This window comes from Cohnella zeiphila (genome assembly GCF_014212055.1).
GTDB lineage: Bacteria > Bacillota > Bacilli > Paenibacillales > Paenibacillaceae > Cohnella > Cohnella zeiphila.
The window spans coordinates 234776-245582 of record NZ_JACJVO010000009.1 but is presented as its reverse complement, the minus strand read 5'-3'; the positions used below and the strand labels follow the sequence as shown (position 1 = coordinate 245582).

The 10807-nt window shown below is 55.8% G+C and carries 7 protein-coding genes; all 7 read right to left on the bottom strand.

The annotated features are described in order from the left end of the window. Positions 1-45: 45 nt before the first annotated feature. Positions 46-1782 carry an extracellular solute-binding protein gene (locus tag H7C18_RS08305; protein WP_185128557.1) on the bottom strand — a complete coding sequence of 579 codons (1737 nt, stop codon included), beginning with the start codon at positions 1780-1782 and terminating at the stop codon, positions 46-48. Next, positions 1782-3209 (bottom strand): family 43 glycosylhydrolase, encoded by a 1428-nt coding sequence (locus tag H7C18_RS08300; RefSeq protein ID WP_185128556.1) that lies wholly within the window; start codon positions 3207-3209, stop codon positions 1782-1784. The genes H7C18_RS08305 and H7C18_RS08300 overlap by 1 nt, the downstream gene beginning before the upstream one ends. A 35-nt stretch (positions 3210-3244) precedes the next feature. Further along, the gene (locus H7C18_RS08295; protein WP_185128555.1) at positions 3245-5446 is read right to left on the bottom strand and encodes a glycoside hydrolase family protein; all 2202 of its coding nucleotides are present in this window, start codon (positions 5444-5446) and stop codon (positions 3245-3247) included. Between the two features lie 21 nt (positions 5447-5467). Beyond that, on the bottom strand, positions 5468-7006 hold the full coding sequence (locus H7C18_RS08290; RefSeq protein ID WP_185128554.1) for a carboxylesterase/lipase family protein: 1539 nt from the start codon (positions 7004-7006) through the stop codon (positions 5468-5470). Positions 7007-7092: 86 nt separating this feature from the next. Beyond that, positions 7093-8883, bottom strand: a complete 1791-nt coding sequence (locus H7C18_RS08285) for a type 2 periplasmic-binding domain-containing protein (protein ID WP_185128553.1) — start codon at positions 8881-8883, stop codon at positions 7093-7095. Between the two features lie 43 nt (positions 8884-8926). After that, the gene (locus H7C18_RS08280; protein WP_185128552.1) at positions 8927-9889 is read right to left on the bottom strand and encodes a carbohydrate ABC transporter permease; all 963 of its coding nucleotides are present in this window, start codon (positions 9887-9889) and stop codon (positions 8927-8929) included. Beyond that, positions 9886-10806: an ABC transporter permease subunit gene (locus H7C18_RS08275; protein WP_337913131.1), complete on the bottom strand. Its 921-nt coding sequence runs from the start codon at positions 10804-10806 to the stop codon at positions 9886-9888. Before H7C18_RS08275 ends, H7C18_RS08280 begins: the two co-directional genes overlap by 4 nt. Position 10807: the final 1 nt, after the last annotated feature.

Genomic DNA, 10807 nt, shown 5'->3' with positions numbered 1-10807 from the left:
AGAGGTGGGGAGACAGTCCCGTCCTCTGCCGGAAATTCCTTGCGGTCACTTTTTCATGGATGCGTAATAGTCGTTGACTTCCTGCGTGATCTGCTCGCCGCCGAGCTTGTTCCAATCCTCCACGAACTTGTCGAACTCGTCGATCGGCGCGCCCAGGATGATCTTGACGAACACTTCGTTTTGCATTTTCTCAAGCGTCGATTGCCGTTCCACCATCGTTGCGGTCGGCGCTCCCTCGAATTTATCGTAAATGAACTGATTGCCTTTGTCGTACTGATCGACGACGCTCTCCGCCCCTTCGGGCCCGTAGATGCGCTCCCAACCCCACAGGGCGAAACCTTCCTTCGAGCCGGACGCGTACGCATCCAGCTTCTGCTGAATCGCCTTCGCTTCTCCCGTCAGCTTCGACTTGTCCCCCGTCTTGCGAACTTCTTCCAGCGTTCTGAACAGTTCCAGATTCTTCTTGGGCGGCGCCGGCTGGACCGTAGAAAGCTGCCATACGCTCTCCGCGTCCTGCGGCGCGTAATAGTATTCGTTCTCCTGGGTCTCTCCCCAGTTTTTCTCGACGTGCATATTGAACAGCTTAATGACCGCCTCCGGATGCGCGGCGCCCTTGCGAACGGCGAAGAACTTCGTCGTGCTGAACTTAAGCGGTATTTTCGCCGGAGCTCCGGATTCCGAGACGATCGGAAACGCTTGCCATTGCGCGTCCGGATCGTTGTTTTTGTTGAGCTGCAGCGGCCATATGGAATTCCATTGCTGGCCGAACTCCATTCCGATCTTGCCGTTTGAGATGACCTCGGCTATCTTGGTGCCTTCCTTGACGCCGAACTCTTGATCCAGCTCTCCATTTTTGTACATCGCTTGCAGAGCTTGAAGGCCTTTCTTCATTTCCGGTTGAACGCTTCCGTACTCAAGCTTGCCCGATGAGTCTTCCAGCCAGATGTTCGGGTACGCCCCGTAGCCGGCCATAAAGCCTTCGAGTCCCATCGATCCTCCCCACAGGTCCTTCGTGACGGCAAGTCCGTAGGTGTCTTTCTTGTTGTTGCCGTCCGGGTCTTTCTCCGCGAACGCCTTGGAAATCGCCAGGACATCGTTCATCGTCTTCGGCGGCTTCAGACCTAGTTTGTCCAGCCAGTCCGTGCGGATCCAGACAAACTGCGCCTGCTCGATGGATGACCCTATCTGGGGGATGGCCATCAGCTTGCCGTCGAACGTCGCTGCGTCGAAAGGTCCGGATCCCTCTTCCGAAAGGATATTTTTGAGTAACGGAGAAGCATATTTGTCGTATAAGGCCGTCATGTCCTCAATTTGACCGGAGTCGGCAAGCTGCTTAAGCTGGGTGGCGTTAACGGGAATGACATCGGGGAGGTCCCCGGAAGCCAGCGTCACGTTCATCTTCTGCAAATATTGGTCCGAGTTCTCGTCGCCTTCGATGACCCAGTTGTACTTGATCTTGATGCCAAGCTTATCTTCGTACAGCCGGGACCAACGGTTATCCTCTAACGTCTCGTCCTTCAGCACGCCCAGGACGTTGTTCTCGACGACATCGCTTAGGTTGCGCACGGTCGTGATCTCAATCGGCGGGTCGTACTTGCCTAACGGATCCGCCGTTTCCGTCGTACTCCCGCTTCCGGACGGATCGGCGGCCGACTCGCTCGATTCCGCATTGCCGCCAGCGCCGCTATTATCGCCGTTGTTGCCTCTGCATGCCGCCAGCGCCGCAGTAAGCAATATAACCGTGCCTAAAGCCAAAATCGATCGAGGTTTTCCGCTTTTCATCAGCCATCTCCCTCTTCCAAAGCGAACGATGCCAGATTGGCTCCTCCCGTGCCGGTATAGGTAAAGTATAACGCATGAATGCCGTCCGGAATGACGAGATCGGTTGTATATTCTTTCCATTCGTTCGTAAAATCAACGGGGATCTTTCCGAGAACGGGACCGTCCCAGGATGTTTTGACCTCGAAGGCGCCGCGGCAATAGCCGCGCACCTTGATTTTGATTCTCCGGACACCTTCGCAGCGGAAATACTTGAAGCCTGCCGTCGCGGAGTCCCTCATGTTGGCGATATAGCCGGCTTCCTCGTCCCCGTCTTTTCCGTCTTGGGTTATTTTCGGGAAGCGGCTGTCCATCCATTCGCCGGGGGCGCCCGTATAAAGCGCCTCGTCTCGGCATATCAGGTTGCAGGCAAGGTAAGCGGGGTATTCTCCCCGGCCTTCGAGCGGTCCTCCGTTCGGACCGCATGAGGTCATCTCCGCCTGGACAATCGTGCCGTCCGCCCGGAATTCGATCGGCTCGAGGCAGCCCTGCCGGCTGAAATTCGTCCCGTTCGTGTGCCGATGGTAGAAAACATACCATTTGCCGTTCATCTCCACGATGCTGCCGTGATTATTGCCGCCGTAATACATCGGCTTGCTGGCCGGCTTGTACGAATCGATGTGAAGATCGTTATTGCTGACGATAACGCCTTGATAGACGAAGTCCCGGGTCGGCGAGAGGCTGGTCGCGTAGCATAGCTCGTGCATGACGACGGAGGAGTAAATCAGATAATACGTATCTCCTTTCTTCCGTATGGATGGGGCCTCGAAAAATTCGTGCCCTTCAAAGCCGCTCCCCCGGCTGAACGGCTCGCTCGGCACGACGAATACCGGTTGTTCGACAACCGTGAGCATATCCGGACCGAGCACCGTCGCCATGGCGCCGTGCCGGGATCGGTCGCCAACCGCGGAGAAGCCGGTGTACAGATACGTCCGATCTCCTTCCGTCAGAACCCCCGGATCGAATTGCGGCTCGTCTCCGTCTTTCTCTCCCAGACGCGTGCCGTCGGCATACCGGACGTAACCGTGGAACTCGTACTTGCCCGCCGGCGTATCGCAGACCGCGACCGACACGACCGGCACTTTGTCGAGCACGTAATACAGATAGTACCGGCCGTCGGGACCGACCGTAACGTCCGGCGCATAGAGGCACATGCTGCCGTCCGGATTCAGAGGATCGTCCGTCTTCTTGTAAATCACACCTTCATAGCGCCAGTCTGCCGGATTCTCGACGGACGACGACCAGCAGACATAATCGTTGAGGCAGTAAGCATGACCGTTAAACCGGTCGTGCGAGCCATACACATAAACCCTGCCGTTAAATACATGGGGTTCGCCATCGGGAACGTATTCCCAGGACGGAAGATAAGGGTTGACGCCTTGTTTCTTCATTTCCCAAGCTCCTCTCTTCTCGGTTCCGGCTTGATTCACGGAGCTTCGCTTCCGAAGGTCTCATAGATCCGGTTTCTCTTCGCGCGCTCCTCCGGACTGAGCTTTTGAGCGTCCGCGATCTCGTAGCCGCCAAAGGTGTCGTACAGCCTTGAAGAAGGGTCGACTTCCACATAAGTGCACCAGGGCAGCCAATGGTAGTGGCTTTGCAGCGTTTGGCTCGTGAAATTGCCGCTCTCATGCCCCAAGCCGGGCATGACGTACCCGATGCTGCCGTCCGCATCGGTGGACTGGCGGGTATTCTTATGGATAAACTCGGCGAAGTCAAGATAATGCTCGTCGCCCGTAATGACATATAACCTGTAATAGGTATAGGAACAAGCGGCCATATATACGTCGGCGCCGCCGCCGATCGTAATGATGCTCTGCCCGCTGATGGAATACTTGTTAAAGGGATGCTTGGGCCAGAGGGTGCGGACGGGAAACGTCCAGGCATAGGTCCACGTCTCGGTATAGTCCGCGGCCCCGATCGCGCCTTCGAGCCATTTGGGCTCGCCGGTCAGATCGTACAGGGCGAGGAAGCCGAACAGAGCGTAGATACCGGCTTCTTTATCCTGGATGTCCGAATTGTCGCAGGTGCCGCCTCGGTACTCCATGTTCCGGTAATTGTTATGGAAGGACCATTCGCCGGCTTTGATCGCAGCGGCTTTGTATCTTTCGTCGAAGGACACGAGATAGAACTGCACCAGGAACCGGATGACGCTGGGCGTATTGGATTTCGACTTCATGCGAACGGAGCTGTCGGCGTCGTAAGCACGATAGAAGCTGCCGTCCTCGTTCTGAACGCTTACCAGCCAATCGGCGGTCTTGCGGCAGAACGCCAACCAGTCCGGCCGCTCGTCGCCCTTCCTCCGCATATAGAGGTAAGCGTCCAGGATGGCTTCGATCCCGTCGGCCAGCATCCGGATATAGTGGGGATACGGCTCAAATCCCTTGATATTGGGATTGTAGCACATCTGCGGCAGGCCGGACTCGGTCATGGCCGCTCTCACCCAGAAATCGATGACGTTCACGCCCTTCTCGTAGGCTTCGGACACCTGCTCCTTGTCGCCGTAGCGAAGCAGCTGATAGCCGATTCCGGGCTGCTGGCCGACGAAGCCGAACTGGAAAGAGACGGAAGAAATATCCATGTCGGGGAGCTGGCAGGCGAAAGGCAATCCGAACGAATCGCCGTACTGCCGCGTATATCGGTTCAGGATTTCCATGCCGTTGCGGTAATGACGCTCGTTATCCACTTCGAACAGCCTGTCGCGCAGCCGGGCATAGTTGACCCGCCAGACTTCCCGCATCATGGATTGAAAGCTGCCGTAATGCCCGAAATGGAGGGCGACGGCGTAATTTTGTTCAAAGCCGATCTTCACCGGATGGTTGATGCGCTGAAACGTTTTCGATTTCGAGCGGTAATCGAGCCCCCCGTACCGGTTGCTGCCGGGCATCTGCCCGTCGCAGCCCGGATACACATAATCGATGGACAGGCCGTCGATCTCCGCTTCGAACGGTTTGCGCACCGCAAAGCCGTAGTACAGGTAATTAAGCGTCATCTTCTCCGGCTTGCTCATGCCGATGGCCCCGATGGTGCACTTCGGATCCGTGATATTTTCCGATCTCGCGATGTCCGTCGACGGCAGGGTTGCATCCGCGGCCCAACGCGACAGCGCCGCCGTCTCACCCGATGCGATATGCTGCATCGCGAACAGCGGCAGGGCATAGCGGGTCTCCATCCTCCAGAAATATTCGTTGTCCGGGTCTTTGCCGAACGCATCGTCGGGCGCGAATTCATTCTGCTTGTACCAAACGCCGGGCGCAAAGCAGTTGTAGTCGCGAACCTGGTCCGAATCCGCCATCGTCAACGAGACCTTGGTGGAGAAGCCGAGATCGTCTCCCGACTTCAGCACCTTGACATTCCGGCTTACCTTGAACCCGTCGCCGGCGGCTTCGTAGACGTCCGCGAAGGAAAAGGCAGAGCCCGAAGGCACGGTCAGGATGCCCTCGGCCCTGACGGTATCTCCGGACGCATGGAGGCCGGAGTATACGCCGTCATAAAACTCGCTGATAGCGGAAACGGTCTTCACTGTCACATACAACGGCCGCTTGTTAAAGTAGAGAGGACGGCCGTTTTTAAGAACCTCGACTCCTCCGTCGCGAAAGCTTAACGAATAGGGTCCGTTTTCCAGCTTCATGCCCGATCTCCCCTTTCGGATTTAATCTTCCGGGTTTGGCTTGTTCTTCTTAAAATATTGCTTCACGAGGAACCTCATCATCTCATTCGGCTGCTCTGCGGCAAACTCGGCTTGATCCGCGAATCGCATGCCGTACGGCTCTTCGGACGTATAGGGCTCCCATCTCGGCAGTTCCTCTCCGGTCGAATCCAATCCGTTCGGATCGCCGCCGCGGATGAAGTTTGCCCAGTAGTCGCACATCCGGCGGGCCAGATCGTAATGCTTGCCGACGAACGGCCTCCAGCATTTGGCAAGGGTCTCGAAGAAGAACCAGAGATCCACCGAATGGAAGGTTCCGGGGTGATCCCAGCCCGGGATTTCCGCATCGAAATTGTAATAGTATAGCGGGAGCCGGGCGCCCGTTTCGGAATTCGCCTGCCCGGCAATCCGAATCGCGTATTCAATGCCGTTCGCCGAAGCCTTTTGAATCGCCTCGTCCAGGCTGCCTGATTCCGCCTCGCATATGCGGAGGAACTCTTGGGCATCGTCGCCGAACAGGTCGGCCGCCATGCTCTTGAAATCTTCAAGCGTACCGGCTTCCGGAACGCTGATAAATTCGGATGACGTATGGCCGAACAGGACGGGGACCGGCCAGCGTTTGTTCTGAACGAAAGATTCGAAGGGGTCCCCTGCATTGAACTTGCGATCGGCAACGGTGCCCCAGAACCCTTTGGACTCCAGGTATTTATCGCGGACATATACGGCGTCCAGCTTCCGGGCTTCCGAGAGCGAGGACGCGCCAAGAGATTCGAAGAATCGGACGCCGTCCCGTTCCGCTTCCGCCAAATCGCGCAGAAATCGGGGAGAGCGGCTTCCCGGGTAAAGCCTCGCGAATACTCCGCTTTGAACGATGGCCCGCTGAAAAAGTCCCTCGTTTTGCGGCGAAGCGAGCTGGTTCATGACGCTGCCGCCGCCCGCGGATTGACCGCCGATGGTCATGCTGTCCGGATCGCCGCCGAAAGCCGCGATATTGCGCTTGACCCATCTCGTCGCGAATTGTTGGTCGAGGTGACCGAAGTTGGCCGGAGCTTCCGGCGATTCCGCGGTAATCTCGGGGTGGCAGAGGAACCCGAAGACGTTCAGACGGTAACTGACCGTAACCACGACGATGCCTCGTCTGGCGATTCGTTCGCCGTCGAACTCCATTTCGGCCGTATGGCCGACCTGGAGGCCTCCGCCAAAATACCATACGAATACCGGCAGCTTCTCATCCGCACGGTTGGCGGGAGTCCATACATTCAGATAAAGGCAGTCCTCGTCCATGGCGATGTCCGGCTCTACGGCCCATTCCCGGGTATAGATATTGTTAACGTCGATCTCCTGCCGGACCTGCATCGGAACCGGCGCGAATTCGTACGCTTTAAGCACGCCTTCCCAATCCGAAGCAGGCTGCGGGGCGCGCCAGCGGTTGTCGCCTATGGGCGGTGCGGCGAACGGAATTCCTTTGAAGCTCGTAATCCGGGGGTCGGCTGCCGGCAGTCCTTGCACCGTCCCGTTCTCCACCTTAACGACTCTCAACATCGCAGGTCTCCCCTTCATCGTCCTATGGAATAAAATCGGAGGGGGATACGGTTGGACCCATCCCCCTCCTGGAGCAATACATTATTTTACTTAGTAGCTAAGGCATCGGCACGCATCTTCACGATCTTCTGAGCCTTGACGGTGTCCGCGGCCAGGACGTCCTTCCAGCCGAGGCCTTCTACGTCCTTCTGCATCTTGGCCCACAGTTGATCGAACTCCGCTTGATTTTTCGCGAATACCATTTTCCAGGATGTGTTCTTCACATAGTCCGAGATCTGGCTGCGTTTATTCTTGATATCCGAGGAATCGGTCCCGAGACTCGTGTTGATATTGGGCACGATATCGATCATCTTGTTCTTGGTGTAGTAATCCGTTGCGTTCGTAGCGTTAAAGGTTTTTTGCCAATCCGTCGTCAAAGCCGTCTGATTCGCATCGATCGTCGCTTTCCAGTAGTTGCTGTTGTAAAATTCCTTGGTGTCCGGATCGAAGGTAAAATCGCTCATGATCATGCTGTTGATCTTGCTTTGTCCGTCCTGGTATCCGCCGCCGCCGTACTCCTCCGGGACGGGCGTATTGTTCTGGAAGGCCGTCTGACCGACTTCCGTCAGCTTGAACTTGCCGTCCGCCGTCTTCTCGTAGTTGAAGCCCTCGAAGCCGTTTACGTAGTAGCGCAGACCTTCCGGCGAGGAGAGCCAGTCCATGAATTCCATGATGCGGTCGGTATTCTTCGCCTTCGAACCGATCGCGAACACTCTTCCGTTGCCGTAATAAGCGTCGCTGCTCTGAATGATGTGGGTGTCGGCGATCGGAACCGCCACGTTGCCGTCCCCGTTCTTGCCTCTCTCGATCGAATTGTAGAAGCCTCTCTCCCAGGAGTACCACAAGAGAAGAACCTGCTTGTTGGTCAGCTTCTCCGACACTTTGTTCCAATCCTGGGTCGGCGAGTCGGGATCGACCAGCCCCATCTGATTGGCGTCGAAATAGAATTGCAGAATTTTCTTGTACATGCTGTTGTCGTCGATAAGCGGAACGATGTCGCCCTTCGCGTTCAACTGGATGGTCGTGGTTCCGTCCGGCTGCTCGTAGCCGTACCAGTTGCTGAGCCAGCGCACGTTCTCCATGCTGCCGCCGTCCCAATCTTTCCACAAGGTAATCGGAACGATCGGCTTGCCGTCCGGCGTCTTCGGATACTTCTCATGCATTTGCTTCAGGACGTTCAGCAGGTCGTTCAGATTGTTCAGCTTCGGGGCCCCGACTCCCTTGTAATAATCCCAAGGCATGATCGGGCTCGAATACGGGATCTCCTCCGAGAAGGTCGTGGGCGAGGTATCGGCTTCAAAGGTCGGCAAACCGTAAATCTTGCCCTCCGGATTCACCTTGTCGAAGCCCGCGTTGAACGGCTTGAAGTGGTTGTCCACGTATTGGGACAAGTACTTCGTATTCTTGATCTTATCGGTAAGATCCATGACGAGTCCCGCCGGAATCAATTCTTCCAACTGGCTGTTATCGACGATCAGAAGATCCCCCAGGTCGCCCGCCGCCGTCCTCGTCTTGTACAGCTGATCGCCGGCCACCTGCGGAGCGAGGATATTTAGCGTGATATTGAACTTGTCCTTGACCAGCTTGCCGTACCAGCCGGTCTGCTCCCCTTGGTAATTGGCCGCATTGTCGAACACGGTGACGGTAATCGGCTTGCTGTGATCGATCGCGCCTGCCGCCTGGGAGGCGCCTGCGCTAGAACCCGAACCGGACGGTTCGCCGGAGGCCGGCGTATTCTTGGAACCGCTGCTGCATCCGGTTAATGCGGCCGTCACCAGGAACAGACCGGCCAATGAGACCGTCATCGACTTCTTTACGGCTTTCCTTCGTTTGCTCATGTGTAACCCCTCACATTTGGTTGATGTATTATAATGGCGCGGCTCAACCTTTAACGGCGCCAATCATAATCCCTTTGACGAAGAACCTCTGGAAAATCGGATAAATGAGCAAGATGGGCGCCACGACGATAATGGTCACCGTCATTCGAATGGACGTCGTCGTCTGCTTGGTCGCCAGGCTGGTCATGGCCGTCGAGCCGGCGTTTTGCAGGTTGACCATGGTCGACAAGGAACTGGCCTGATTAATATAGTTGTATAGAATAAACTGCAGGCTGTAGAGCTTGCTGTCCGTCACGAGCAGCAGCGTATCCTGGAACGAGTTCCATTGGTCCACGGCCGCGAAGATGGCGACCGTCGCCAAGATCGGCTTGCATATGGGCAGCATGACCCTAAAGAAGATGGTCATGATCCCGGCCCCGTCGATGCTGGCCGCCTGCTGCAGCTCTTTCGGAGTCGATTCCACGAACGTTTTCACCAGAATGATGAAGAAAGGAGCGACGACCGTCGGCAGAATGTAAGCCAGGAAATTGTTGGTCAGGTGCAGCGATCTCATGGTCAAATACCAGGGAATAATTCCGGCATTAAAGAACATCGTGATCACCGTAAACCGGTACCAGAACTTCCGCCCCCACATGTCCTCTTGGGAAAACATAAAGCCCAGGAAAGCCGATGCCCCTACCGTCAGAGCCGTTCCGATCACCGTTCTTCCCAGGGAGACGAGCGCCGCGGTCCCCAGCCCCGGTATTTTAAAGACATCCACGTAGTTCTGGAATTGAATATGCTTAGGGTAAAACACCACTTCGCCTCTGGCGCTGATATCGTTGGCGCTGATGGTATTGATGATGATCGAGTAAAAAGGGTAAACGCAGACAAAAGCGAACAGGGAAAACAAGATATAGATCAAAACCGTAATGAATTTGTCCGCGGCGCCGGCCTGATATTTGACTTTCCTATCCGCTTGGCGTTCCGGCTCATGCGGAATCAACTCGGCTGCGCTGTCGCTCATACGATGCTCTCTCCTCTTAACAATTTGGATAGTCCGTTCACCGAAAAGAGAAGCACGACGCTGATCAAGCTCTTCAGCATGCTGATCGCGACGGATACGGAATAGCTGCCGCCTCCCATGGCCAGGTTGTACACGTACAAGTCCAGAACCTGGATATGATCCTTGTTGAACGCATTCTGGAAGACGAAGTACTGCTCCAATCCATTGTTCAGGAAGCTCGCGATTTGCAGCATCAGCAGCACGAAATACGTCGGAAGCATGCTCGGCAGGACGACATGCCGGATCACCTGCATTCTTGTCGCGCCGTCGACATGGGCTGCTTCGTATAGAGAATCGTCGATTCCCATGATCGCCGCGATATACAGGATGGCCGACCAGCCCAACGCCTTCCAGGTGGTCCACATCCACATGGTAAGCCACACATGGTCGGAGCTTTGGAGGAACAGGATCGGGGAATCGGCCAGTCCCAGCTGCTTCAGCATGCCGTTGACGATCCCTTCGCTGGAGAACATGGAGAAGGCCAGCGAATAGACCAGCACCCAGCTGATAAAGTTCGGAAGGGTGGTCACCGTCTGGATGAACTTCCGGAAGCGGACGGCTTTGATCTCGGTCAGGAAAATGGCGAAAATCATAGGCAGCCAGGAGAAGAGAAGGCTTAAGCCGCTCATGCCGAACGTGTTCTGGATGACCTTAAGCAGCTGATCGATCTTGACCTGGTTCTCGACCAAGGAGTGAAACCACTTCAATCCGACAAACGGCGATTCCGACAACGGAATCGGCGGCATATAGTCGAAGAAGGCATAAACCCATCCATATAGCGGATAGTAAGCGAAGACGCCAAGCATAATCATGAACGGCAGGATGTAAAGAAATTTGCGTATGGATAGGCTTTTTATGCTGTAAGATTGCGGTCGCACC

Coding starts and splice junctions, on each gene's coding strand:
- H7C18_RS08305 (WP_185128557.1), bottom strand. CDS start 1,782: ATGAAAAGCGGAAAACCTCGATCGATTTTGGCTTTAGGCACGGTTATA.
- H7C18_RS08300 (WP_185128556.1), bottom strand. CDS start 3,209: ATGAAGAAACAAGGCGTCAACCCTTATCTTCCGTCCTGGGAATACGTT.
- H7C18_RS08295 (WP_185128555.1), bottom strand. CDS start 5,446: ATGAAGCTGGAAAACGGACCCTATTCGTTAAGCTTTCGCGACGGAGGA.
- H7C18_RS08290 (WP_185128554.1), bottom strand. CDS start 7,006: ATGTTGAGAGTCGTTAAGGTGGAGAACGGGACGGTGCAAGGACTGCCG.
- H7C18_RS08285 (WP_185128553.1), bottom strand. CDS start 8,883: ATGAGCAAACGAAGGAAAGCCGTAAAGAAGTCGATGACGGTCTCATTG.
- H7C18_RS08280 (WP_185128552.1), bottom strand. CDS start 9,889: ATGAGCGACAGCGCAGCCGAGTTGATTCCGCATGAGCCGGAACGCCAA.